Source organism: Pseudomonas sp. MWU15-20650 (genome assembly GCF_023242475.1).
In the GTDB taxonomy this organism is placed as follows: Bacteria; Pseudomonadota; Gammaproteobacteria; order Pseudomonadales; family Pseudomonadaceae; genus Aquipseudomonas.
The window spans coordinates 38883-63094 of sequence record NZ_JALJFG010000004.1; the positions used below are offsets into that span (position 1 = coordinate 38883).

17 protein-coding genes and 1 pseudogene are annotated in these 24212 nt (G+C 61.2%); 10 read left to right on the plus strand and 8 right to left on the minus strand.

Translation table 11 applies throughout. From position 1 onward, the window contains the following. Nucleotides 1–70: 70 nt before the first annotated feature. From M5B43_RS05335 to M5B43_RS05345, 3 genes are read right to left on the minus strand one after another with little or no spacing between them, the layout of a single operon-like run. Complete coding sequence (locus M5B43_RS05335) at nucleotides 71–1135, minus strand: lipocalin-like domain-containing protein (protein WP_248749114.1); 1065 nt, start codon at nucleotides 1133–1135, stop codon at nucleotides 71–73. Continuing rightward, nucleotides 1125–3587 carry an FtsX-like permease family protein gene (locus tag M5B43_RS05340; protein ID WP_248749115.1) on the minus strand — a complete coding sequence of 821 codons (2463 nt, stop codon included), beginning with the start codon at nucleotides 3585–3587 and terminating at the stop codon, nucleotides 1125–1127. Before M5B43_RS05340 ends, M5B43_RS05335 begins: the two co-directional genes overlap by 11 nt. Nucleotide 3588: 1 nt before the next feature. Then, nucleotides 3589–4257, minus strand: coding sequence for an ABC transporter ATP-binding protein (locus M5B43_RS05345; RefSeq protein WP_248749116.1), 669 nt, complete (start codon nucleotides 4255–4257; stop codon nucleotides 3589–3591). Nucleotides 4258–4527: 270 nt separating this feature from the next. Here M5B43_RS05345 and M5B43_RS05350 point away from each other — a divergent pair, with 270 nt between their 5' ends. The 3 genes from M5B43_RS05350 to M5B43_RS05360 all read left to right on the plus strand — a co-directional run bounded on the left by M5B43_RS05350 (nucleotide 4528) and on the right by M5B43_RS05360 (nucleotide 8603). Next, nucleotides 4528–5211, plus strand: coding sequence for a histidine phosphatase family protein (locus tag M5B43_RS05350; protein ID WP_248749117.1), 684 nt, complete (start codon nucleotides 4528–4530; stop codon nucleotides 5209–5211). A 191-nt stretch (nucleotides 5212–5402) separates the two neighbouring features. Beyond that, the gene (gene arnT / locus M5B43_RS05355) at nucleotides 5403–7058 is read left to right on the plus strand and encodes a lipid IV(A) 4-amino-4-deoxy-L-arabinosyltransferase (RefSeq protein WP_248749118.1); all 1656 of its coding nucleotides are present in this window, start codon (nucleotides 5403–5405) and stop codon (nucleotides 7056–7058) included. Nucleotides 7059–7085: 27 nt separating this feature from the next. Then, nucleotides 7086–8603: a glycosyltransferase family 39 protein gene (locus M5B43_RS05360; protein WP_248749119.1), complete on the plus strand. Its 1518-nt coding sequence runs from the start codon at nucleotides 7086–7088 to the stop codon at nucleotides 8601–8603. A 35-nt stretch (nucleotides 8604–8638) separates the two neighbouring features. Here the strand turns inward: M5B43_RS05360 and M5B43_RS05365 are convergent, their stop codons facing one another. Then, a complete protein-coding gene (locus M5B43_RS05365) occupies nucleotides 8639–9100 on the minus strand; it encodes a LysR substrate-binding domain-containing protein (RefSeq protein WP_248749341.1) in 462 nt (153 codons plus the stop codon). On the opposite strand from M5B43_RS05365, the pseudogene M5B43_RS05370 reads away from it, so the two are divergent. Then, nucleotides 9021–9221, plus strand: a pseudogene (locus M5B43_RS05370) (hypothetical protein); the annotation flags it as partial. The gene M5B43_RS05365 and the pseudogene M5B43_RS05370 sit on opposite strands and share 80 nt — an antisense overlap. A gap of 14 nt (nucleotides 9222–9235) precedes the next feature. On the opposite strand, the gene M5B43_RS05375 reads toward M5B43_RS05370, so the two are convergent. Continuing rightward, complete coding sequence (locus M5B43_RS05375) at nucleotides 9236–15505, minus strand: non-ribosomal peptide synthetase (protein WP_248749120.1); 6270 nt, start codon at nucleotides 15503–15505, stop codon at nucleotides 9236–9238. A gap of 489 nt (nucleotides 15506–15994) precedes the next feature. Here M5B43_RS05375 and M5B43_RS05380 point away from each other — a divergent pair, with 489 nt between their 5' ends. After that, a complete protein-coding gene (locus tag M5B43_RS05380; protein ID WP_248749121.1) occupies nucleotides 15995–16789 on the plus strand; it encodes a helix-turn-helix transcriptional regulator in 795 nt (264 codons plus the stop codon). A gap of 73 nt (nucleotides 16790–16862) precedes the next feature. Beyond that, nucleotides 16863–17048, plus strand: coding sequence for a hypothetical protein (locus M5B43_RS05385; RefSeq protein WP_248749347.1), 186 nt, complete (start codon nucleotides 16863–16865; stop codon nucleotides 17046–17048). Here the strand turns inward: M5B43_RS05385 and M5B43_RS05390 are convergent. The 3 genes from M5B43_RS05390 to hpaA form a co-directional block, all read right to left on the minus strand. Continuing rightward, nucleotides 17045–17902 (minus strand): hypothetical protein, encoded by an 858-nt coding sequence (locus M5B43_RS05390; RefSeq protein WP_248749122.1) that lies wholly within the window; start codon nucleotides 17900–17902, stop codon nucleotides 17045–17047. The genes M5B43_RS05385 and M5B43_RS05390 overlap by 4 nt on opposite strands. Nucleotides 17903–18013: 111 nt before the next feature. Further along, nucleotides 18014–19180, minus strand: a complete 1167-nt coding sequence (locus M5B43_RS05395; RefSeq protein WP_248749123.1) for a type III secretion protein — start codon at nucleotides 19178–19180, stop codon at nucleotides 18014–18016. Between the two features lie 186 nt (nucleotides 19181–19366). Next, nucleotides 19367–20278, minus strand: a complete 912-nt coding sequence (gene hpaA, locus M5B43_RS05400; protein WP_248749124.1) for a 4-hydroxyphenylacetate catabolism regulatory protein HpaA — start codon at nucleotides 20276–20278, stop codon at nucleotides 19367–19369. A 128-nt stretch (nucleotides 20279–20406) separates the two neighbouring features. Between hpaA and M5B43_RS05405 the strand changes: the two genes are divergently transcribed. Genes M5B43_RS05405 through hpaD form a run of 4 tightly spaced genes read left to right on the plus strand, consistent with a single transcriptional unit; the run spans nucleotide 20407 to nucleotide 24211 of the window. Then, entirely contained in the window at nucleotides 20407–21066 is a 660-nt protein-coding gene (locus tag M5B43_RS05405) for a fumarylacetoacetate hydrolase family protein (protein ID WP_248749125.1), read from the plus strand. A gap of 2 nt (nucleotides 21067–21068) precedes the next feature. Beyond that, on the plus strand, nucleotides 21069–21839 hold the full coding sequence (locus tag M5B43_RS05410; protein ID WP_248749126.1) for a fumarylacetoacetate hydrolase family protein: 771 nt from the start codon (nucleotides 21069–21071) through the stop codon (nucleotides 21837–21839). 5 nt (nucleotides 21840–21844) lie between these two features. Further along, on the plus strand, nucleotides 21845–23305 hold the full coding sequence (gene hpaE, locus M5B43_RS05415; RefSeq protein WP_248749127.1) for a 5-carboxymethyl-2-hydroxymuconate semialdehyde dehydrogenase: 1461 nt from the start codon (nucleotides 21845–21847) through the stop codon (nucleotides 23303–23305). Nucleotides 23306–23353: 48 nt separating this feature from the next. Then, entirely contained in the window at nucleotides 23354–24211 is an 858-nt protein-coding gene (hpaD, locus tag M5B43_RS05420) for a 3,4-dihydroxyphenylacetate 2,3-dioxygenase (protein WP_248749128.1), read from the plus strand. The last annotated feature ends 1 nt before the right edge of the window (nucleotide 24212 follow it).

Genomic DNA, 24212 nt, shown 5'->3' on the forward strand with positions numbered 1-24212 from the left:
TGCATGTACAGCTTTTTATTTGAGAGACGGTAGGACTTATCCGAGATCGCGATGAAGTTTGAGCAGTTGCCTAATACCCCGTCATCTCCAAATACCCCACCCCACCCTCAAACTGCACCGGCCCTTCCCAGTACGGGATACTCAAGTTCATCCACGCCTTCGGGTTGACGGCCTGGGGGGTGATGTCCAGCTGTTTGCCGGGGATTTTCAGTGACCAGCGCGTGGGAAGACTGCGCCCGTCGATGTCGGTAGTGGCCAGCGGTGTGAGCTGTATGTCGGCGTTGTGCAAGGTCTGGGTACGGCCTTGCGGGTCGATCCAGGTGCCCGTGAGGTAACCGGCACCGTCTTTTTGCCGCACGCGAAACAGCATCAACTGCTCGCCACGGTCCAGGTGCAGGGAGAACCAGTCCCAGCCCGTCTGGCTGGCGGCCAAGGGTTGGCTGCTCCATTCGCGGTCGAGCCAGGCGGTGCCACTGACGGGGTAAGTCTTGCCATCGAGGGTGACGCTGCCGCTGGCCGTGAAAAACGGCTGGCTGTAGTAATACGACGCCTGCCCCTGGTCGGATTTGCGGCTGTAGCCGTGCTCGCCTTGCAGCACCAAGGGGCGGCTGGAGGCCAGGTGCAAGTCATAGGCGAATTGCGGGCCAGCGGCCTTGAGTTGCATGTCGGCCAGGGAGCTCTGGGCGCCGGGCCGGGTGGCGAAGTTCCAGTCGTCGATCCAGGCGTTGAACGGCAGCGCCTGGGCACCGGCCTGGCCGACGCCGCCGCGGGCGAAACGTTCGGCCGCATAGTGGTGAGTGGCCGACGTCACGGCGGCGTGGCCAAGCCACAGGGTCGAGTCCTGCCAGCCCGGCTGTGGAGGCTGCGCTTTCAAGGCGCTGCGAAACAACGTCCATTGCACGCCGAATACCCGGCCTTGGTCGTCCTGGAGGTTAGCGGTGACGTACCACCATTCGATACGGAAGCCGTCGTGGGGGCCGTGGTCCTCGGGAAAACTGAAGACCTTGCCAGGCACGACCTGGGCAAATTCCGCCGCCTCGCTGCCAAGGCCAGCAAAGCTTTCCGGCGGCGCAGGGGCTTTGTCGCACGCGCTCAGCAGCAACAAGACGGCCCCCAGCCAGGCGTTAATCTTCATGGGCAAAGGTCCTCAACAAATCCGCTGGGCGGCTGCGGTACAACTGCCACAGCGGCCAGGCGCAGGCCAACAACGTGGCAAGCATCGCCAATGCCAACAACTGGGCAAGCTGCCACGGGAACACCTGCAACGGCAGGCGCCAGCCGAACGCCTGGACGTTGATCACCGCATCCAGGCACCACGCCAACAGCAGCCCCAACGGCAACGCCAGAACCAGGGTGAGTACCGCCAGCAACCAGGTCTGGCCCAGGTTGAGCAACATCAATTGTCGACGCGTCACCCCCAGCGCCCATAACGGCGCAAGTTGACCGAGGCGGCTTTGGCTCTGGGTCAGCAAGCTGATAAACAGCGCCACGCCGGCGACGCCAAGGGTGAGGCTGTTCAGGGCCGCAGTGGCGGCAAAGGTGCGTTCAAAGACCTGGCTGGACCAGCCCTTGAGTTGCTGTTGATCGACGATACGGCTGTCTTCCAGGCCAAATTCACGCTGGACGGCCTGCACCAGTGGCGCCACGTTTTGCGCTGCCACACGCAGGTTGAAGCGTGCCGGCGAGAGCATCGGCCAGTGCGCCAGCAGGTGCTGCGAATTGACCAGCAAATGGCCTTTGGGGTTGCCGTAGTCGGCGTAGATCCCCACCACGTGCGGCGACCACGCGCCCTCAGGCGTGGGGATCTGAACGGTGTCCCCCAACCGCACCTTCAAGCGCCGCGCCAGTTGCTCGCTGAGCATCACGCTGTCGTCCCGCAGCAAACGATCCCATGGCGTGCTCGCCGCCTCCAGCAGCGGCCAGTGCTGGCGATAAGTGGGGTCGTCGACCACGCCGAACACATCCGCAGGCCAACCCTGCAGTTGTACCGCGACTTGCCAGGTGGGCAACACCGTCTGCACCAGGGGCTGTCGGGCCAGCCAAGGGCTCAGTTGCTGCGCCTGGGCCGGGGTTTGCGGGTTCAGGTACAACTCGGCGGTGAGGCGTTGCTCCAGCCAGTGATTGAAGGTCTGGCGAAACCCCGACGTCATGGAACCGGCACCGATATTCGCCGCCAGGGCCAACAACAGCGCCATCAGCGCCAGGCTCAAGGCTGGCAGTTGCTGGCGACAGTCAGCGAGAAACCATTGGCCCAGTACCGAACGGCTGCGCCCCAGCAGCACTTTTAGCACAGCATTGAGGATCACCGGCAACCCCAACGCGGCGCCTAACAATAGGGCCGCCATCAGGACAAAACCTGCGGCCAGGCTGTCGCCCCAGCACAGCGCCAACAAGGCGATCACCAGCGCGGCACCGGCCACCCAGCCCTGGCGCCGCAACCAGCGCCCGTGAGACTCCTGCCACGCTTGGGCATTGGCCAGCGCCAGCAACGGCAAACGCGCCGCTCGCCACAGGCTGCCGGCCCCGGCAAGCAACGCGCCGAACAGGCTCAAGCCCAACCCGGTGATCCACCACCCTGGGCTCAGGCTCAATTGGCCCGCGACTTCGGCGCCGTACAAGCCGCGCAAGCTGGCCGCTACATCCGGCAGTAAGAGGCTGGCCAACAGGTAACCGCTGGCGACCCCCAACAGCCCTCCCAACACGGCTAAAAAACCCAGTTCAACCCCCAGGCTCACGATCAGCATCCGTGCACTGACCCCGCACGCTCGCAACGTGCGCAACAGGCCACGGCGTTGCTCCAGGGCCAGGCCGATGGCCGCATGCACGATAAACAGCCCCACCACAAAGGACAAAAAGCCCAAGGCGTCGAGGTTCAGGTGAAAGCTCTCGGTGAGGCGGGAGAGGTTGTTGTCCTCGCCCTGTTTGAGCTGCAGTGCTGCCGGTGGCATGGGATGGCCGGCGGCGAAGGTGTTGTCGAGCAGCAAGCGCGACAGGCGCCCAGGCATGTCCAACAGGGGTTGGGCAAAGCCGATGTCCGTCAACAGCATGCCCGGGGCCATGTCCGGCTGCACCTGCAGCGGCGGCAGGCGCTGCTCGTTTGCCGTCAGCGGCTGCTCCCCTTCGTGCAATCGGAGTGCCTGTAAGGTTTGCGCGGCAATCCAGGTACGCCCCGGCGTGGTGAAAAAATCGAGCATTTGCGCCTGGCTCAACCGTTGCCCCGCCACGCTCCCGCTGCCAGGCAAGGACAGCGGATCGATGCCCAGCAATTGCAGCCGCTGCGCCTCATGCCCCTTGAGCACCACCCGCCCCTGCACCACTGGAGATACCGGCCAGCCGGCACGGCGTAGTTGGGCGAACAGCGCTTGCGGGAAGCTGGCACCGTCCGGCGCACTCAAGCTGGCCTGCGGTTCCCCGCCAATCAGTTGGCTGGCACGCGCGTAGCTATCGCGCGCCTGGCTGTTGAGGGCCTGCACACCGGTCAGCAGCGCAGTCGCCAGCCACAGGCCGGTCAGCACGCTGAAGAACTGCACAGGATGGCGGCGCCAGTGGCTGAGCAGCGCGCGCAGCGTGCAAAAAAACACCCTCATCTCAGCGAGCACCCGCCGGCACGACGCGACCACGGTGCAGCACCACCTGGCGATCAAGGCGTGCGGCGAGGCGTGGGCTATGGGTGACCATCAACAGGCTGGTGGGGCTGTCGCGCAGCAGGTCCAACAGCAGCTGCAACACCTCATCGCTGGTGGCTTCATCCAGGTTCCCGGTCGGCTCATCGGCCAAGAGCAACCGCGGCCGAGAGGCCAACGCGCGGCCCACCGCCACCCGCTGCTGTTGGCCGCCGGACAGCTGCTCTGGATAACGCGTGAGCACGTCGCCCAAGCCCAGGCGCTCGACCAACTGCGCCTGCCACTGCGGATCAAAACGCCCGGCCAACCGCGCCTGGAATGCCAGGTTGTCGTCGACGCGCAAACTGCCGATCAGGTTGAACTGCTGGAAGACCAGGCCGATCTCCGTACGGCGCCAATGGGCCAGTTGCGCTTCATTCAACTGATCGAGGCGCTGGCCGCCTATGCGGATGCTGCCGCCGTCCACTCGATCAAGCCCGGCGACCAGGTGCAACAATGTACTTTTTCCACTGCCCGACTCGCCCATCAGCGCTAAGCTGCTACGCTCATCCAGCGACAGGTCAACACCCGCCAGAACGGTCAGCGCGCCTTGCGGCGTGGCATAGTTTTTGACAACACCTTGCACCTGCAACATAAGAACGCTCGTTCGAAGGACTGCGAACGAGAATAACGGCTGAATGTCGGCCCCACGCAAATTTTTCACATGGATTTCACCGCTTGCCCACTCCCTACTCTTTAACGTGCCCTCCAAGCGTCGATAACCCGCAACTTAGTTGCCGCACACGACCCTTCTTAACCTCCACATGTTCAGCTAAAAGACAGCAGCCCTGTGACAGGCTTTTGCACCACTACGGGCATCCGCCAATTAGTTGCGCCTGTTTTGTACAACACAACAATAGTGCCGATGGTGAACAGCGTGGCTGACATGACCTTAAGCAAACCCCAACCCAAAGGGGCGATGTTAAAGCGCCTGAAAAAGTTCCGGCTGCATTTGGCATGCGTCGCAGTGATCGGCTTGCTGTTGGCAGGCTTTCTGCTCTGGCCAAAATCACCCACGGACCTGGGCGTGGGCAACCGCCTGGTGACCTCAGGGGTCCTGGCCAGTTGGCGCAGTGGCGACCTGATCGTACTGGTGCGTCATGAAGAGCGCTGCGACCGTTCAAGCAACCCTTGCTTCGGCCCCGCCGACGGCCTGACGGTCAACGGCACTGAGCAGGCGACCAAACTGGGCAAAGCCTTCAATACCCTGGGCATGGAGCGCACCGACGTGCTCAGCAGCCCTACCACGCGCACCGCCCAGACCTCACAGTTCATGTTTGGCAAGACCGAGCTCTCCCCTGGCCCACTCGCCATCTGCGGGGACGCCATGGGCGAAGAAATCCTCAGCCACAAACTGGCGGGTCGCAACCTGATGCTGGTCACCCACAGCGCCTGCATGAGCGATTTCCAGCAAGCGTTAGGCTACCCTCGTGCGGCTGCGGCCCAGTACGGCAGCGCACTGTTCGTCAAGGTGCTACCCAACGGCAAACTCCAGGCCCTGGGCACGATGAACATTGAAGAATGGACGGCAGCTCTGAAACAACTTTAAACACACTTTTTTACATATCCAGAGGCCGTTGTGTTCAGCCAGGCGACAGCCCACCTCTGGCATGTTTAATTGCGCCCGTTAGTTAAGGACGTCATGAATTTCTTCAACGGCTTAGTGAACATTTTAATGCTTAGCTCTATTAATTCTTTACACTCACTGCCCTCCAATAAACGTCAAGGAGCGACGTCTCGATGACCCGCTTGAAACCCCTGCCCTTGCTACTGCTGGGCTTTGCCGTTTTCTTTCTATTGCCACTGGGCCTTCACGGCTTGTGGACCCCGGATGAAACCCGCTATGCCCAAGTCAGCCAGGAAATGCTGATGAGCGGCAATTGGGTATCGCCGCACTTCATGGGTGTGCGTTATTTCGAGAAACCGGCCGCCGGTTATTGGCTGATCGCCGTGGGCCAAGCCGTGTTCGGTGAAAACCTCTTCGGTGTGCGCATCGCGTCAGTCCTGACCTCGGGCCTGAGTGTGCTGCTGGCGTACCTGATCGCCCGTCGCTTGTGGAACGACCCACGTAAAAGCTTCGCCTGCGCCCTGCTCTACATGAGCTTTGGCCTGGTAGCCGGGCAAGCGGGGTATTCCAACCTCGACCCGCAATTCACCTTCTGGGTGAACCTGAGCCTCGTCGCGCTGTGGTTTGCCTTGGACAACCCCACCGCTCGCGGACGCCTGGGGGCGTGGGCATTGCTGGGCGTGGCCTGCGGCATGGGGTTCCTGACCAAGGGGTTCCTGGCGTGGCTGTTGCCGGTATTGATCGCCGTGCCTTACCTGGTCTGGCAGCGCCGCGTGGGCGAACTGTTGCGCTACGGCCCCTTGGCGGTGCTGATCGCCGCGCTGGTGTGCTTGCCATGGGTCCTGGCCGTGCACCTGCAGGAACCGGACTACTGGCGCTTCTTTTTCTGGCATGAGCACATCCGTCGCTTTGCCGCCGACAACGCACAACATGCACGGCCGTTTTGGTTCTTCCTGCCGATCATGGTGGTGGCGTGCCTGCCTTGGTCTGCGCTATTGCCAAGCACCCTGTCCAAGACCTGGAAGGAAAAGGGCCAGCCGGCGATTGCCTTTCTCGCCCTATGGATGTTGCTGCCCCTGGGCTTTTTCAGCCTGAGCAAAGGCAAGCTGCCGACTTACATCATGCCGTGCCTGTTGCCCCTGGCGTTGTTGATGGGCCACACCCTGATCGACCTGGTCAAACAAGGCAAAACACGGGCGATCCTCGTCAATGGTGCAGTCAACTTCACGATTGGCCTGGCAGCGATGGTGGTGCTGATCTACCTGCAAGTGACTAACCCGGTGTATGGCAACAGCCACGCCGAGATGTTCAGCCTGTCCCTGACCTTTATCGTGCTGCTGGGCTGGATCCTGGCCAACCTGCTGCAAGTGGTTCGCCCGCTGACACTGTGGGCGACGCCGACCCTCGGCATTGGCTTGCTGGTAGCGCTGCTGCCGGCGGGTATGCCGGCTGCGATCACGGATAACGAAATGCCCGATCAGTTCGTGCTCGAGCATATGGATGAATTGCAACAAACCCATGCTTTGCTGAGCAACGAGTTGGGCTCGGCTTCCGCCTTGTCCTGGCGCCTGCGTCGGCCGCAAGTGGCGTTTTATGACACCGTGGGCGAGCTGCGCTACGGCCTGGAATATGCCGACTCGGTGCAGCGCAAGGTCGGCCTGGACGAGGTCCAACCCTGGCTGGCCGACGCACGCCAGCAAGGTTCGGTCGGTGTGCTGATGCGGGTCAAGAGCACCAGTGAGCACCGTGAAGAAGGGCAATTGCCACCAGGTGGCAAACGCTATCGCAAGGGCGACCTGCTGCTGATCGTTTACCCACAACAACCTTAATACCGTGCCTGCCACAGGGAAAAACCCATGAGTTTCTGGAAAACCGAACGCGGCGCCCTGGTGTTGCTGCTAGGCGTCTCGGCCTTGCTCTTGCTGCTGGGCCTGGGCAGTCGAGACCTGTGGGGGCCGGAAACCCGTTGGGCGAACATCGCCCTGCAAATGCTGCAAAGCGGTGACTACTTCGACCCTTACCTCAAGGGCACGCCGTATTACGACAAACCCCTGCCCTCCTACTGGCTGATCACCGGCTTTGCCAACCTGATGGGTGGCCTTGGCCCTTGGTCCTTGCGCTTGTCGTCGGTGATTGCCGCCTGGCTGAGTATCTGGCTGGTGTACCTGATTGGCGAGCGCCTGTTTCGCAAAGGCACGGGGCTGATTGCCGGCTGGATGCTCGCCACCACCTTCTACTTCCTGTTCTGGGCCCGAGTGGCCACGGCCGATGTGCTGACCGTGTGCGGCGTGCTGGCGGCGGTCTGGTGGTATTGGCGCGGGCCGGACGACACCCGGCTGGGGCGCTACACCGTGTTTTTCCTGTTGCTGGCGGCGACGTCACTGTTCAAAGGCTTGATCGGCTTCGTGCTGCCCGGGCTGGTGTTGCTGCCGCACCTGCTCAGTGAACACCGCTACAAACGCCACCTCAATCTGCGCCTGGTGCTGGCGATGGTTATCGCCGGCGCGTTCTATGCCATTCCCTTTGTGTTGTCGCACCTTTACGGCGCCCCCACCTACGGCGAGAGCGGCCTGGAACTGGTGTTCCGGGAAAACGTGGTGCGCTTCTTCGACCCGTTCGACCACATGGGACCGATCTACACCTACCTGATCTACCTGCCGGTCTACACCCTGCCCTGGGCACCGTGCTGGGTGCTGGGCGCGTGGCTGGCCGTGCGGCACTGGCGCCAGACCCCGCCCAACGTGCGATGGCTGGTGTGGGGCCTGGGCCTGCTGTTTGTGTTCTTTACCGCCAGCGGCAGCCGTCGCAGCTACTACGTGCTGCCGCTGGTGCCGTTTGCGCAATTGCTGGCGGCCTGGTGGTTGAGTGAACGCCTGGAGAACAAAACCGCCAGTTGGCCGCGCTGGCAAAAAGGCTTTGGCATCACCGCAGGTTTGCTGTTGCTGGTGCTGGGTGTGATCTACCCCTGGACCACCGGCAACGGCGGCGTGACCCGCTTCGCCGAGGACGTGCAAGCCCAGGCCGTGAAAAGCGCACCGTGGAATCAATGGCAAATGGTGCTGGTGGAAGTGGACAACAAGCTGCCCATGTACCTGCAAAACGGCGGCAAACCGTTCTACTACGTCAGCGAAACCCAGGACTTCCCACGCCAGGGCGACAGCGCCGCGTTCATGGCCTGGCTGGAAAAAACCAGCGGCCAGGGCTTCGACCCGCAGCACACGATTATCGTCGCGCAGTACTCCAAGGAAGACCCGACACCGCTGGCGTTCCTGGGCGCTGACCATCAGGTCATCACCACCCAGCCGGACAATGGCGAGCGGTTGTTTCAGAAGCGCTCGGGGGGCAGCGTGGCGTTTGTACCGATGCCGCGCTGATACGCTCGAAAGAGAAACACCTCAATCCCCGTAGGCTAGCGCGCTAGCCCTACGGGGTTCATTTGTACCGCACGCACACACTCATCAGCCTGCGTCTTGAGCCAATCAAACAACCTAGCGATATCCGGCTCCGACTGACGCCCATTTCGGCAAATGATGTAGTAAGCAGCCGGCGACATCATCACCACAGCGTTCAGCGCAACCAACGCCCCCTCCTTCAAAGCGTCATATACCAGTGCGGTTCTGCCCAAGGCGATTCCCCCGCCTTTCACCGCCAGGCTGATCGCCAGACTGGAGTCCGGAAAGCGTGGGCCGTGGTGATACGGCGGTGCAGCCAGCCCCTGGAATGCAAACCAGCTCTCCCATCCCGGACACATTTGATCGTCCACCCGATGAATCAGCGGGTACTGTGCAATATCCGCCCGTCTGCTCGACAGTGCTTCGGCGACTGCGCTGGATTGCGGCGAGCAGTTGGAAAGCCCCGAGCGGGCGAAGATTCTGGCGGTGTGGCATTTGCTGGAGATTGCCAAGACCACGGTGGATCGCTCTATCGTATCTACACAACTTTTGAAGGCCGTCCTATTCCCCTGTGGCGAGCGCTGCCCCCTCCCACATTGATCGCGTCCAGGCACTTAGATTCTGCGGCGGCGGTTGAGTTGGGGAATGGCGGTGTGCGGCACGTCCATGCGCTGCTCCTTCATCACCGTCCGCGCGGCCAGTTGGGCCAGGGTCGGTTGGCTGAACAAGGTTCGCGTATCCACCTCCAGCCCCGCCTTGCGCATGCGCGTCACCAGGTTCACCGCCAGCAATGAGTGCCCGCCCAGTTCGAAGAAGTGGTCATGGCGCCCTACCCGCTCCAGCTTCAAGACGTCGGCCCAGATCCCGGACATGAGGATTTCCACTTCGCCCTGGGGCGCTTCATAGGCACGGCTGAGCACCGCGTCCACCCCGGGGTCCGGCAGGGCGCTGCGGTCGAGTTTGCCGGCAGGGTTGAGGGGCAAGGCGTCGAGTTGCACGAAGGCGGCCGGCACCATGTACTCCGGCAGTTGCTCCAAGGCATGCACACGCAATGCTTCCAGGCTTGGCGCCTGGTCACGCAGGGTGAAGTACGCCACCAAGCGCTCATCGCGAATCAGCACCACGACGTCACGCAACGCTGGATGCGCGGCCAGGCATGATTCGATTTCCCCCGGTTCCAGGCGTACACCACGCAGTTTGACCTGGAAGTCATTGCGCCCCAGGAACTCGAGGTTGCCCTCCGGCAGGTAACGCACCAGGTCGCCGGTGCGATACAGCCGGTCACCGGCCACGAAGGGGCTGTCGATGAAGCGCTCGGCGGTCATCTGCTCCAACCCCAGGTAGCCCCGGGCAACACCGACGCCGCCGATATGCAGTTGGCCGCTGATGCCCATGGGCACCGGCGTATCGTGTTCGTCCAGCACATACAGGCGGGTGTTGTTGATCGCCCGGCCGATGGGTAATTGCACGCAGGGGACTGGCGCGCCGGGCTCCAGCGTCCAGGCGCAGCAGTCCACCGTTGCCTCGGTGGGGCCATAGACGTTGTGCAAGCGCACCTTGGGCAAGCGCGCCTGCACGCCACGGGCCAGGGCAGCGGTCAGTTCACCGCCGCCGCAGAACACATCGGTCAGGCTGGTGCACAGGGCTGACGCTTCCAACTCGAGGAACTGCTGCAACATCGCCGGCACGAACTGAATCACCGTGATGTGCTGATCGCGAATGACCTGTGCCAGGTAGGCCGGGTCGCGATGACCGTCTGGCCGCGCCAGGACCAGGCGCAGGCCATGGGTCAACGGCCAGAACAGCTCCCACACCGAACCGTCGAAGCTGAACGGCGCCCTTTGCAGCAAGGCCCCTGCCTCAGCGTTCGGGCACAGCCGGGAAGCCCAGTGCATCAGGTTGCACAGCCCGCGATGCTCGACCATCACGCCCTTGGGGGTCCCCGTGGAGCCTGAGGTGTACATCACATACGCCAGGTTGGCGCCACCCAAGCCGGGCACTTGCGGGTTATCGCTCGGGGCCTGGTGCCAGTCGCAGCGGTCGAAGTCGATCACAGGGATCGACACCTCTGCGAGTAAGTCGCGGGTGCTGCCGTGCACCAGCAGCGCCACGGGTTGGCTGTCGTTGAGCATGTAGGCGAGGCGCTCGCGCGGGTAGCCCGGGTCCAACGGCACATAGGCACCGCCCGCCTTGAGAATGGCCAACAAGCCCACCACCAGGTCCAGCCCGCGCTCGACGCACAATGCCACCCGCGAGTCGGGTTGCACGCCGTGTTCGCACAGGTGGAAGGCCAACTGGTTGGCACGTTCGTTGAGGGCATGGTAGGTCAATTGCTGCGCACCGGCCTGCACCGCAATGGCAGACGGGATGTGCCGCGCGCGGGCTTCAAACAGCGCCTGCAGGGTCGGGGCTTGGGGCCAGTCGGTGTCGGTGGCGTTGAAACCCACCAGCAGTGTGTGTAACTCGCTGTCAGGCAACACCGGCAATGCGTGCAAAGGGGTGTTCGGCGCATGCTCAAGCGCGTCCACCAAACCGTTGAGCACCGTCTCGAGGTAGCCCCAAAGCCGTTCGGCGCCGACCGTGCGCGGCGCCGTAACCTTGAGGCGGAAACTGCTCGCGGCGTCGTCCACGGTGATCATCAGCGGATGACTGAGGATGTCTTCACTGCTGAGCAAAGTGATACCCGGCACCAGGTTGAATGCCTGGTCGTCGCGGGTGTGACGGTAGTTGAGCAGGCTGTTGAACAGCGGTGACACGCTGCTGCAACGCTGCGCCAGTGCGAGGGAAGCTTGTTCGTGGGCGAGCAGGCCGCTCAACAGTGCGTGGGTGTCGGCCAGCGCATCGGCTACGGCCTGCCCGGCCAAACGCAGACGCAGCGGCAACGTATTGATGAACATGCCCAGTGCACGATCGGCGCCTTCGCCAGCCTGCAAGCGCCCCAGCAGTACCGTGCCGAACACCACGTCATTACGGCCGGATACGCGGCCCAGTACCTGGGCCCAGGCCAAGTGGAACAGGCTGGCCGCCGTGACGCCAAGGGCCCGCACCTGCGCTCGCAAGCGCTGGTTGAGGTGTTCGCTGAGGGGCCGTTCAACGGCTTCAATCTCCGTGCGCTCCGCTGGGTGTTCCCGCAAGCCGAACGCCAGGGTCGGCTCATCGACATCGGCCAAGTGCTCACGAAAGAACGCTTCGTGCGCGGCTTGACGCGCAGGCGCACGGCTCTGCGCTACCACATTGCGGTAGGGAACCGACGCCGGGAGCTGCGCCTGTTGACCGAGCAGATGGGCACGAATTTCATCGGCCAGAATCGTGATGGAGGTGGCATCGTTCACCAAGTGATGGAAGCGCAGCTTGGCGATCCAGCGCTGGTTGTGCCGGTCTTCGGCGTAGTTGAGGGCCATCAGTGGCGCCTGGCGCAGGTCCAGCGGCGCATGGGTGTCACGCAATGGTTCGACCGGCAACCGCGCTTCGCGCCACACCACCTGCATCGGCTGCTCAAGGGTGTCCCACACCAGGCTGGTGCGCAGGATGTCGTGGCGGTCGATCACTTTTTGCAGGGCCTGGGCGAAGGCATCCAACTGTTCGCGACGGGCAAAACTGAACATCGCCTGTTGCTGGTATCGGTCCTGCTCGTCAGTGATGTGGTGGTAGAGCAAGCCTTCCTGCAACGGCGCCAGGGGGTAGATCTCCTGCACGTTGGCGGCCCCACCGGGAATGCTGGCGATGATGCGGTCCAGGCTGGCTGAGTCCAGCTCGGCCAGCGCGAGCATATCCGTCGTGATATGGGTACAGCCCACCGGGACTCGGTTGGCCGGTGCCTCCCCGTCACTGCCGGCACTGGCCGCCGCCAACGCCGCCAGGGTTGGCTGGCCGAACAGCACCTGCACATCCGCGTGCAGGCCCGCTTCGCGCATGCGTTGCACCAGTTGCACCGCCAGCAGCGAATGCCCGCCCAGTTCGAAAAAGTGGTCCTGTCGCCCAACGGGCTGCACCTGCAACAGCTCGGCCCAGATCTGCGCCAAGGTGGTTTCTACACCGTCGTGCGGGGCTTCGAACAGGCGTGTGATAAAGGCGCCCTGCGTCGGTGACGGCAAGGCTTTGCGGTCAAGCTTGCCGTTGGCGGTCAGCGGCAACACGTCAAGCTGTATGTACGCCGCGGGCAGCATGTAGTCCGGCAGCGAGGTTTGCAGGTGGGTGCGCAACCCTTCGATAGCGATGGGGTGACGTGCGATAAACCACGCCAGCAATTGCCCCTCGCGAAACTGCACGACCGCTTCCAGGACCGCCGGATGGGTAGCCAGGGCCGATTCGATTTCCCCCAGTTCGATGCGCACACCGCGAACCTTCACCTGGTCGTCGTTGCGTCCCAGGTATTCCAGGTTGCCGTCCGGCAGCCAGCGCGCCAGGTCGCCGGTGCGGTACAGGCGACCGGTGCTGAAGGGATCGTCCAGAAAGCGTTCGGCACTCAACTCAGGACGGTTCAGATACCCTCGCGCCACGCCGTTGCCACCGACATGTAACTCCCCTGCCACGCCAATCGGCACCGGACGTTGTTGCTCGTCCAGCAGATAGACGGTGGCATTGGCGATAGGCCCACCGATATGCAGCGGCCGGCCCACCTCGACCGACCCGGACGTCGCAACTACCGTGGCCTCGGTGGGGCCGTAGTTATTGATCACCGCGAACGTCTGCGCCCGGGTGAAGGCTCGCAGACGGTCGCCACCAATCAACAAGGTACGCAACGTGGGGTGCCCGTGGCCCTGGCTGAACGCGTATTCGGCGACCGGCGTGGGCAGAAAGCACACGTCCAATGGCTGCGCGCGCCACCAGTTCAGCAGCGCGTCAATGTCTTGCGCATCGTCGTTCGCGGGTGGCAGATGCAGCGTCGCGCCCACGCACAGCGCTGGCCAGACCTCCCAAGCCATCGCATCAAAACCGAAGCCGGCGACGCTGGCGGTGTGGCTGCCCGCGTGCAGGTCGAACGCCTGGCAATGCCAGTCCACCAGGTTCGACACCGTGTGATGCTCGACCATCACGCCCTTAGGCAGCCCGGTAGAACCGGACGTGTAAATCACATAGGCGAGGTTCGACGGCGTGACCTTTACTGATGGGTTGCCGCCGCCCTTGAAGCCAGGGCGATCCAAAGGGATGACCGGCACCGCCAATGTGGGCAGCCGATGCAGTAAGTCTTGCTGAGTCAGCACCACCACGGGCGCGCTGTCGTGCAGCAGGTAGTTGAGGCGTTCGGTCGGATGGGCCGGATCCATCGGTACATAGCAGGCGCCGGCTTTAAGCACCGCCAACAAACCCGCCAAGGTGTCCAGGCCGCGTCGGGCCAGGATCGCCACGCGATCATCCGGCTGCACACCGTGGGCGAGCAGTTGATGGGCCACTGCATTGGCCTGTTGGTTGAGTTGGGCATAAGTCAGCTGAGCGCCCTGGTAGACCGCCGCAACGGCGTCCGGCGTGCGTGTGGCTTGCGCTTCAATTCGCCTGTGCAGGGTCTGCGGCGTGCCATAGGGTTGCGCGGTGGCGTTCCATTGCTGCAGTTGGGCCTGTTCGCCAGGGGGCACCACGGAAAATGCCCGCACCTCCAACCCCGTCTGTTCCAGCCCTTGTTCCAACAGCCAGATAAAACGCTGCGCCAGCGCCTGGACGTCGTCATGCTGGAAGTACGCCTCGTTGTAGACGCAATGCAGGCACGCGCTGTCCTGGTAACGATTGCTGCGCAGGTGAAAGGCGATCGGCAGCGGCTCATGGTGGTTGGACACCTTGACCGCGCGCGCCTGGACCTGGCCGTAACGCAGGTCATGGTCGTCCTGCTCGAACGACACCGACAGGTCGAACAGCTGGCCACGCCCCGCGCGGCGCAGGCCCAGCTCGCGGTTCATCTCGCTCAAGGGGAAACGTTGGTGACGCAAATCCTGCTTGAGCTGATCACGCACGCCCCGCACCAGTGCGCTGAAGGGCAACTGCTCGCTGAACTGGAAACGCACCGCGCTGACCTGGGCGAACAACCCGACCGTGGAACGAAAACGCGCGTTGGAGCGGTTGAGAATCGGCAGCCCTACCACCCACTCATCGCGTTGGCTGGTGCGGGTAAAATACACGTACATCGCCGCCAGCAACACATGGAACGCCGACGCCTGGTAGCGGTTGGCGACTTGCTCCATGCGGTTGAGCAGCGCCACCGGGAAGGGTTGCACGAAGGTGTTGCTCGCCGCGTTGGCGCTGTGCCTTGGCGTGAGCAGCGGCTCGGGCAGGACCTGGTATTTGCCCAGCCAATAGGCACGGTCACGGGCGTAGCGGGCCGATTGGAGGTAACCCTGGTCGGCGTCAATGAAGTCGACATACGACGGAGCCAACGACTCCACTGACCGACCGTGCTCCAGCGCCGTGTACAGGTGAGCGAGGGATTGCAGCATCTGGCCAAAACCCCAGCCGTCGAGGACCAGGTGATGGGCCTGGGTACCGAGGCGGTAGTGGTCGTCGTCGAGCTTGACCAGGAAAAAGCGAAACAGGGGCCCGCCGGTCATGCTGTAGGGCTGAGCCATTTGCGCCTGCATCAGGGCCTGGGTTGCCGCCTGCGGGTCGGGCAGCGCGGAAAAATCGTGCAGCACCACGTCCGTTGTCAACTCATTGGCGAAGGTTTGCCGAGGCATGCCATTGGCATCGGTGTGCAGTTGGGTACGCAACGCATCGTGCTTGGCCACGAGCAGCTCGACGGCGCGCTGGACCCGCTCGGGCAGGATGGGGCCGGCGAAATCCACATAGCCACCAATGTTGTACAGCGGCGAGTCGCCCACACGCAGTTGATCGAGCCAGATGTCTTGTTGAGCGGCGGTGAGCGGGAAGCTGGGCGGCAGGCTGCAGGAATGCTTCATAAGATCCTTCTCATGGGGGTCAGGCACTGGCCGCGCAGGGGGGCCCATTACACCGAAGTTGCCGGATTTGAGCATGGGGGTCAGGAGGTGTCTGTCACCCGAAACCCGGACATCCGAATGGATGGAAACACGCTTGGCCGATGGTTCACTGCTGAAACGATTAAAGCGCTGTAGGAAATTGCCTACACAGCGCCGGGGTCGATGTTTTTAAGCAACCACCACATAAATATATTTATCTTTAATATCAGCTAGATAACCAACTCTAAATATTGACTGCGGCTATTCGTATGTGGGATTACCCGTCAGATACGTCTGATTAATGACACCATTTTTATGGCAGGTTGTGTCCCTCGTTTCCACTACATACGTAGGACAAATCGCTATGGCTAAATAACATCTCGAACGCCGAGTTACGTTCAAGCAGCCGGATCGCCCCACACAGACCCAGGGCTTCCAGTGGCGGTTTTCGACATCAAGGATGAGATGGCTATGAGTCTGACCCGAAATAATGACGACGCACACAACCCGCATTTTTATGCCGAAATGGGTGAGTTGATTTCAAACAGCGGCCAAGAGTACTTCGCCGCCAATATGCTGGCCCTGGTAGACAAGTGGGTGCCGATTCATCTGGTGGACCTCAGCGAATGGACCCTCGATGAACTGCGCAACCGCGTGCTGGACATCAAACTGCTGGGCAGCGCCGGCTTGAAAAAAGATCTGTCTGCCCCACAGACCCTGCACCCACTCAATGACCACCCGTTGCTGCGGGAGATGCTGCACATGCAGGACCCGCTGCTGATCCAGATGAAAGCCCAGGCCAACAGCGTGCACCCGCGGGGTAGTTCACATCAGTGCAACCTGGTGTCGCGCCAAGGCAATCGGCGCTGCGTGATTTCGTTCTACCGGCCACCGACCCAACGTGGTTTTTCCCTGGCGCAGTTGTCGTTTCTCAAATGCTTGTCAGACACCCTGCTGCCGCTGATGGAGCGGCACGCGCAGATCCTGCGTCAGGCCCCTCACGACGAAACCGAGCCAGCCCACACCCTGTTGGAACAATCGGAGCTGCAACGCGAGTTCTACAAGCGCTTGTCCCTCAGTGATATCACCCTCTCGGCGCGGGAGCAGGAAGTCTGCCTCGGTCTGTTGACCGGCGGTACGGTGCCGCAAATCGCGGAAAAACTCAGCGTCAAAAACAGTTCGATCGAAACCTACCTCAAACGGGCCGCCGCCAAGCTGGGTGTCAGTGGGCGACATGGTTTGGCCAAATGGATGGTGGGCGCCTGAGGAACAAACTGACGCTCACCACCGTCGGTATGGCCTGGGTACTCGGCGGCTGTTAGCTGATGCCCGATATCGCTTGGCGCAGGCCGGCACCGTTGCGCTAAAGCCGCACTGGCAGCCGTTGTTCCATGACCCGGCGTTGCACCCGTTGATTGGCAATGCAGTGATCAACAACCGCGACCTGCGGGTGGCGCAGGTGAATCTGTATACGGCGCTGGGTGGGGCGTGGAATGAACAGCCAAGCCTGGCGACTGCGCGCTAGATCAGCTTTAACCCAATGAATGAATGGTTGTTCACGCCGAGGGTGGACAACTCACTTTTGTGTCCATAGACATCCAGCAGGCCATTGATGACCGCCATCGAATGAAATGAATCTGCAATCGTACCGATGGCGCCTTGCTTGAAATCCTGAACCGTCGCGGGTACCACATAGTTCTTGAGGCCCAGGCGACGCAGCGCCTGCCCCGGATACTCGCCATCATTCAAACTGCGCATGGCCGCGTCGAAACTCTGGTTCGCGATTCCATCATTGTTTTCCAGATACGCGCGCTTGGCACTGACGGCATATAGAAACTGCGCGTTGACCAGTACATCGTTGGGTCTGTCCGCGCGGAAATCCGCGCCTTTTTGCGCCTGCTCCAACTCCTCATGTGTGATATCCAACTTGAAGCCGTCGCGCATGACGATGTGATAACCCGTATCGGTTGCTTGTATTGTCTTGTAGATACCGTGAGGGTTGTGTCCAAACTTCATCATGGCCGCCTTGATGGCGGAGATCGTGACGCAGTTCCCTTCAGTCTGCTGATAAAAGTCCCTGAATACATCACCCGGTTTTACCCCGGTGTCAGCCGCCGTGCCTCTTATAAACCTGGCAGAGTTGAGGGGGGGTTTATCCAACGGTTTGTCAGCCTTGACAAGCGTCGAAAGCCGCAGCAACAACTGTTCCAGTTCCCCCAGCAGACGGGCAATGCCATCTAACGGGTTCATGGACGTCGTATCGACGGACTGAGGCGCTATAGGCTGCGCCGAGCGGGAGCCTTCAGGCTTAACGCTGACGCCGTCATTAATTCCAGAATATCTCGTCACTGCATAATTAACGTTAGACAGAAACATCATGACCACTCAGTTTTCAACATAAAAAGGCGCACCCAGACGGGCCGCGCCTCAAACAGACATTATCGGATAACGTCACGGACCACTCGCATCAACGCACTGAACTGACGCAGATCAATCGACGAGCACGACAACTTTTAATGAGGGGGATACGGGCTTATTGTATAACTGCCCTTCCATAATCCCCTCAATGATGACGCCATTCTTCTGCCTCCCGCCCTTTTCCAAGGGCACACCGGCTTGCGAACCCAATGTGTGAGCCTCTACAACTTTCACATGTTTTTCCAAGCCCAGATAATTCAAAGCCGAGACGCCATCAATGCCACCGCCGGCGTTGGCCAACACACCTGGGTAAGTACGGTGCGCATGGTATGAACTGTCCTTGCCATACAGGCTCATGAAGGGATCCGACTGTTTCTCAAGATCTTGCTGCATGCTTTTCCGCTTGCTCATCACAGCAAACAAGAAACACGCATCCTTCACCATCCCTTCGTCGCTACCGCTGAATTTCGCGGCCCGGGTGGCCAGGGTCAGTTCTTCGTCGGTGATGTGAAGCTTGAAACCATCTTTCATCGTAATGTTGTAGCCGCCCTGCACCTGGGCGACCTCATCAAAAATACCGGCCGGGCTCTGCCCGAACTTCATCATGGCCACCTTGATTGCAGCGACATGCTCTTCTCTGCCAAGTTGGCCCAGATAGGGAAAGTGTTCATAGGTCGCACGAAGACCGTTCGCAATGTCATTGGGCTTTTGCCCTGCGGCCTTGGCAGACAAGAAACCGTTTGAAGGTTCATCGTGAGCGTCTGAAAACAGGTTAATCAATTCAGTATCGAAACTATTACGAGAACTGGCCAGGTTTGGCCGATTCATAAAAGGTGCCAATGCACGACGCCATGTATTTTCCTCCACCGGCACACGATCAGGGACCGGTTTAACAACAACGTCCGGGGTCGGCGTGACATCAACGAATGGCTTGGGTGTTACATTCACCGCGGGCTTAAGATCAGGTAGCGTATTCTCTTTATTCGCCATCCATGTTTTAAGTGTCTCCACCAGCGTGCCGAGCAACAGCAGCACAGAGCCAAGATTTTCATTGGCGGCCGGCGCCTTGAAATTCTGGACGACCGCACGCTGCGCTGAAAAATATCCAAGTGGGGTGGCGTTGATAAGCGGGGCCTGTTGATTATTGTGTTCTGATCGCACTTTATCAGACGGATATAAAGTGTCATTGTTTGGCAGAACAGTGGCAGGATGTGTGTTTGACCCAGAACGCATAACCATCGGTTTTAACTCTCACTTGACAGAAATAATAGTAATTGTCCCTGTGTCGCCAGCGCGGCGACTTAAGACCTATAGAGTGTTACTTATTACCCATCAACGTCAGCCGGCTGACGCAACAAGTACTCTTGCGTGGCGAACCAAAGGGAAAGGTTCCCGTTATCGGGTAACAACAGGCTTCAAACTCCGTTATTTGCTATCGGAAAATTCCTCAACACGGCTTGTTTCATCCGAACATTCATCCACGCAACCCGACTGCCGCAGCCGGTACGCCCCCGGTGTCATCTGTGCGTAACGCAGGAAAAACCGGCTGAAATACGCCGGGTCCTTGAAGCCCAGCTGGTAGCAGATTTCATTCGCGGAGCTTCCGGTAAACAACAACAGGCGCTTGGCTTCTTGCATCAACCGCTCAAGGACCAGGCGCTTGGACGGCAAGTCGGCCAGGCGTCGGCATACCTCATTGAGCCGCGCTTGGGTCACGCCGATGCCTTCGGCATAACGCGCCAGCGGCCAGTGCTCCAGGTAGTGGGCCTCGATCAGTTCGTTGAAGCGATGAAAAATGCGCAGGTCTTCATGCTGGGTCGGACGTGCCGGCAAGGAATGGGCACATAGGCGCAGCAGGCGGATCATGATCAGGCGCGTCAGGCTGTCGAGCGCGGCGGCGCGCCCTGCCCGTTGCGCGTTGATCTCGCTGCACAGCTCTTCGAAGAGCTGATCCAGCCCTTGGTCCTCGGGCCTCAGCGCCACACAGGCCGCGCCGGAGGCGAGGCTGGGATCAGCGTCGATCAGTCCCCACACCAGTTGCTGGCGCACTGTGAGCACATGCCCATCGGCATCGGTTTCGGTGACAAAGGCGTGTGGCACCGTGGGCGGTGTGAGGAAAAACATCGGCCCCGACTCCACGTATTGGCGGTCATCCAGATAGACCCGCACCGCTCCACTTTTCACGTAATGCACCTGGAAAAAGCGGTCGTGCCGGTGCACGGGCATCGAGCGCCCGAAGAACCCCGCCAGGTTGCCGAGCTTGTCGTAATGCACCTCGGCGTCGCTGTAACGCTGGTCGTAGACCTGCCCAATGTTGATGTTGGGAATCGGCTTCACGCTGCTCTCTTTTTGTTGTTCTGATGCCGCTGGATTTTGCCACGCTTGACGGTAGTTAACATATTAATTATAACGTTAATACATTAACGAACTGCCTATGCAGCAGTCGCCACCGCCAGGAGAAACGCATGAGCCGTACCCTGCATGATGTTGCCAGCGGCACCTTGTTCGGCGTCGCGCTGAACTATCAGGGCCTGCTGGACCAGCATCTCGCCGCCTTCCAGCAGGCGCCCTACCAGAAGCCGCCGACCAAGCCGGTGCTATTTATCAAGACCCCGAATACGCGCAATGAGCACGGCGGTGTGGTGCTGCAGCCTGCGGGTGAACGCCTGCAACCGGGGCCGGCCCTGGGTGTGGTGATCGGCCTGCGTGCCAGTCGCGTCAGCCTGGAAAACGCCATGGCTCATGTGGCCGGGTACGTGGTGGTGAATGAATTCAGCCTGCCGGAAGACAGCTACTACCGTCCCGCCGTCAAAGCCAAATGCCGCGATGGTTTTTGTGCCTTGGGGCCGGACCTGATTCCAAGGGATCAAGTCGCCAACCCTAATCAGCTGAACCTCAAGCTCTTCGTCAACGGCCAACTGCGACAAGAAAACTCCACCGCCCACTGGGTCCGGGATATCCCGCAATTGATTGCCGAGATCAGCGAATTCATGACCCTGCACCCCGGCGATGTGCTGATCACCGGCACCCCGGAGGGCCGCGTGGATGTGCAGCCAGGTGACGAGGTCGACGTCGAGATCACAGGCGTTGGCCGCCTGAGCAACACCGTCCAGGCGGAGGTTTGAGCATGAAACACGCCCGTATACGCTTTGAAGGTGCAACCCACACGGTGTTGGTGCAAGCCGACTCCCGCGTACGCCTGGATGACGGCCGCCTGCTTGCCGAAGAACAGGTGCAATGGCTGCCGCCCGCTACCGGCACTATGTTCGCCCTCGGCTTGAACTACGCCGACCACGCTGCCGAGCTGGCCTTCAAGCCGCCCACCGAGCCGCTGGTCTTCATCAAGTCCATCGGTACCTACACCGGCCACCGCCAAGTCACCTGGCGCCCGGACAACGTCGCCTACATGCACTACGAGTGCGAGCTGGTGGCGGTGATCGGCAAAACCGCACGCAACGTCAAGCGTGCCGACGCCCTGGCTTACCTGGCCGGTTACACGGTGTGCAACGACTACGCGATCCGCGACTACCTGGAAAACTACTACCGCCCCAACCTGCGCGTTAAAAACCGCGACGCCACCACCCCGGTGGGCCCGTGGATCGTCGACGTGGCCGATGTGCCCGACCCGAGCAACTTGAAGCTGCGCACCTGGGTCAACGGCGAGCTACGCCAGGAAGGCAGCACTCAAGACATGATTTTCGACATCCCCTACCTCATTGAATACCTGTCCAGCTTTATGACCCTGCAACCGGGCGACATGATCGCCACCGGCACGCCCGAGGGCCTGGCCGATGTGGTGCCGGGGGATGAAGTGGTGGTGGAAGTCGAAGGCGTGGGCCGTCTGGTCAACCGAATTGTCAGCGAGGCGGAATTTTTCTCCGCCCGGAAAGAGGCTTGAGCAACATGATCAAACACTGGATCAACGGCCGTGAGGTCGAAAGCAAAGACGTCTTCATCAACTACAACCCGGCCACCGGCGAGGCCATCGGTGAAGTCGCCAGCGGCGGCGCCGAAGAAGTCGCGCAAGCCGTGGCGGCGGCCAAAGAGGCGTTTCCCAAGTGGGCCAACACGCCGGCCAAGGAACGCGCACGGCTGATGCGCAAGCTCGGTGAGTTGATCGAGCAAAACGTGCCACACCTGGCCGAACTGGAGACCCTCGACACCGGCCTGCCGATCCACCAGACCAAAAACGTCTTGATCCCACGCGCCTCGCACAACTTCGACTTCTTCGCCGAAGTCTGCACACGCATGGATGGCCACAGCTACCCCGTGGACGACCAGATGCTCAACTACACCTTGTACCAGCCGGTGGGCGTGTGCGGGTTGGTGTCGCCGTGGAACGTGCCGTTCATGACCGCCACCTGGAAGACCGCGCCGTGCCTGGCCCTGGGCAATACGGCGGTGTTGAAGATGTCGGAACTGTCGCCCCTGACCGCCAATGAGCTGGGGCGCCTGGCCGTAGAAGCCGGGATACCCAACGGCGTGCTCAACGTGATCCAGGGCTACGGCGCCACCGCTGGCGATGCCTTGGTGCGTCACCCGGACGTACGCGCAATTTCCTTCACCGGCGGCACCGCCACCGGCAAGAAAATCATGCAGACCGCCGGCCTGAAAAAGTACTCCATGGAACTGGGCGGCAAGTCGCCGGTACTGATTTTTGAAGACGCTGACCTGGAACGCGCCCTCGACGCCGCGTTGTTCACCATCTTCTCCTTGAACGGTGAGCGTTGCACGGCCGGTAGCCGGGTCTTTATCCAGGAAAGTGTCTACCCGCAATTTGTCGCCGAATTTGCAGCCCGCGCCAAGCGCCTGATTGTGGGTGACCCTCAAGACCCCAAGACCCAGGTCGGTTCGATGATCACCCAAGCGCATTACGACAAGGTCACCGGCTACATCAAGATCGGTCTTGAGGAAGGCGCCACGCTGCTGGCCGGTGGGCTGGAGCGCCCGGCCAACTTGCCGGCGCACCTGAGCAAAGGCCAGTTCATCCAGCCAACCGTGTTCGCTGATGTGAACAACCAGATGCGCATCGCCCAGGAAGAAATTTTCGGCCCGGTGGTGTGCCTGATTCCATTCAAGGACGAAGCCCAAGCGCTGCAATTGGCCAACGACACCGAATACGGCCTGGCGTCCTATATCTGGACCCAGGACATCGGCAAGGCCCATCGCCTGGCGCGCGGTATCGAAGCCGGCATGGTATTTATCAACAGCCAGAATGTGCGCGACCTGCGCCAGCCGTTCGGTGGGGTCAAAGGCTCCGGTACCGGGCGTGAAGGTGGCCAGTACAGCTTCGAAGTGTTTGCCGAGATCAAGAACGTGTGCATTTCCATGGGCAGCCACCACATCCCGCGCTGGGGTGTGTAGCCACCCGCGTTTGCACGCCAACAAGAATAATGACTCAGGAGAATCATCATGGGCGAAGTGGTCCTGGCAGCGAAGATCTGCCACGTACCGTCGATGTACCTGTCGGAACTGCCCGGCAAACATCATGGCTGTCGCGAAGCGGCGATTGCCGGCCACAAGGAAATCGGCCGACGCGCCCGCGAGCTGGGGGCCGACACAGCGGTGGTGTTCGACGTGCACTGGCTGGTCAACAGCGGTTACCACGTCAATTGCGGCGAGCATTTCCAGGGCACCTACACCAGTAACGAACTGCCGCACTTCATCAAGAACATGGACTACGACTATCCCGGCTGCCCCGAGCTGGGCGAGTTGATCGCCGCCGAAGCCAACCTCGCCGGCGTGCGCAGCATGGCCCATAACATCCCGAGCCTGGAGCTGGAATACGGCACCCTGGTGCCCATGCGCTATATGCACATGGACGTGGCACCGGAGCAAAAGCTCAAGGTCATCTCCATCGCGGCGTGGTGCGCCTGGCATCGCCTGGAAGACAGCTTTGCCTTCGGCGCCGCCGTGCGTCGAGCGATCGAGAAAAGTGACCGCAAGGTGCTGGTGCTGGCGTCCGGCTCGTTGTCGCATCGGTTCTCGGATGATCGCCAGGCCGAAGCGAACATCCACAACTGGACCCGAGAATTCGACAAGCAAATGGACCTGCATGTGGTGGAGATGTGGAAGCAAGGCCGCTTCAAGGAGTTCTGCGCGATGCTGCCGGACTACGCCGAACACTGCTTTGGCGAAGGCAAGATGCACGACACCGCCATGCTCCTGGGCCTGCTCGGCGGGCCGGCCTATGCCCAGCCCGCAGAGATCATCACGGCGCCGTTCGGCAGTTCGGGCACCGGCCAAATCAACGCGATTTTCCCGCTGTAAA

What these genes read in the sequence shown, in the direction of transcription:
- M5B43_RS05360 (WP_248749119.1), top strand. Translation starts at nt 7,086, where the DNA reads ATGAGTTTCTGGAAAACCGAACGCGGCGCCCTGGTGTTGCTGCTAGGC.
- M5B43_RS05410 (WP_248749126.1), top strand. Translation starts at nt 21,069, where the DNA reads ATGAAACACGCCCGTATACGCTTTGAAGGTGCAACCCACACGGTGTTG.
- hpaD (WP_248749128.1), top strand. Translation starts at nt 23,354, where the DNA reads ATGGGCGAAGTGGTCCTGGCAGCGAAGATCTGCCACGTACCGTCGATG.
- hpaE (WP_248749127.1), top strand. Translation starts at nt 21,845, where the DNA reads ATGATCAAACACTGGATCAACGGCCGTGAGGTCGAAAGCAAAGACGTC.
- M5B43_RS05345 (WP_248749116.1), bottom strand. Translation starts at nt 4,257, where the DNA reads ATGTTGCAGGTGCAAGGTGTTGTCAAAAACTATGCCACGCCGCAAGGC.
- M5B43_RS05405 (WP_248749125.1), top strand. Translation starts at nt 20,407, where the DNA reads ATGAGCCGTACCCTGCATGATGTTGCCAGCGGCACCTTGTTCGGCGTC.
- M5B43_RS05390 (WP_248749122.1), bottom strand. Translation starts at nt 17,902, where the DNA reads ATGATGTTTCTGTCTAACGTTAATTATGCAGTGACGAGATATTCTGGA.
- M5B43_RS05350 (WP_248749117.1), top strand. Translation starts at nt 4,528, where the DNA reads ATGGTGAACAGCGTGGCTGACATGACCTTAAGCAAACCCCAACCCAAA.
- M5B43_RS05395 (WP_248749123.1), bottom strand. Translation starts at nt 19,180, where the DNA reads ATGGTTATGCGTTCTGGGTCAAACACACATCCTGCCACTGTTCTGCCA.
- arnT (WP_248749118.1), top strand. Translation starts at nt 5,403, where the DNA reads ATGACCCGCTTGAAACCCCTGCCCTTGCTACTGCTGGGCTTTGCCGTT.
- M5B43_RS05340 (WP_248749115.1), bottom strand. Translation starts at nt 3,587, where the DNA reads ATGAGGGTGTTTTTTTGCACGCTGCGCGCGCTGCTCAGCCACTGGCGC.
- M5B43_RS05375 (WP_248749120.1), bottom strand. Translation starts at nt 15,505, where the DNA reads ATGAAGCATTCCTGCAGCCTGCCGCCCAGCTTCCCGCTCACCGCCGCT.
- M5B43_RS05335 (WP_248749114.1), bottom strand. Translation starts at nt 1,135, where the DNA reads ATGAAGATTAACGCCTGGCTGGGGGCCGTCTTGTTGCTGCTGAGCGCG.
- M5B43_RS05380 (WP_248749121.1), top strand. Translation starts at nt 15,995, where the DNA reads ATGAGTCTGACCCGAAATAATGACGACGCACACAACCCGCATTTTTAT.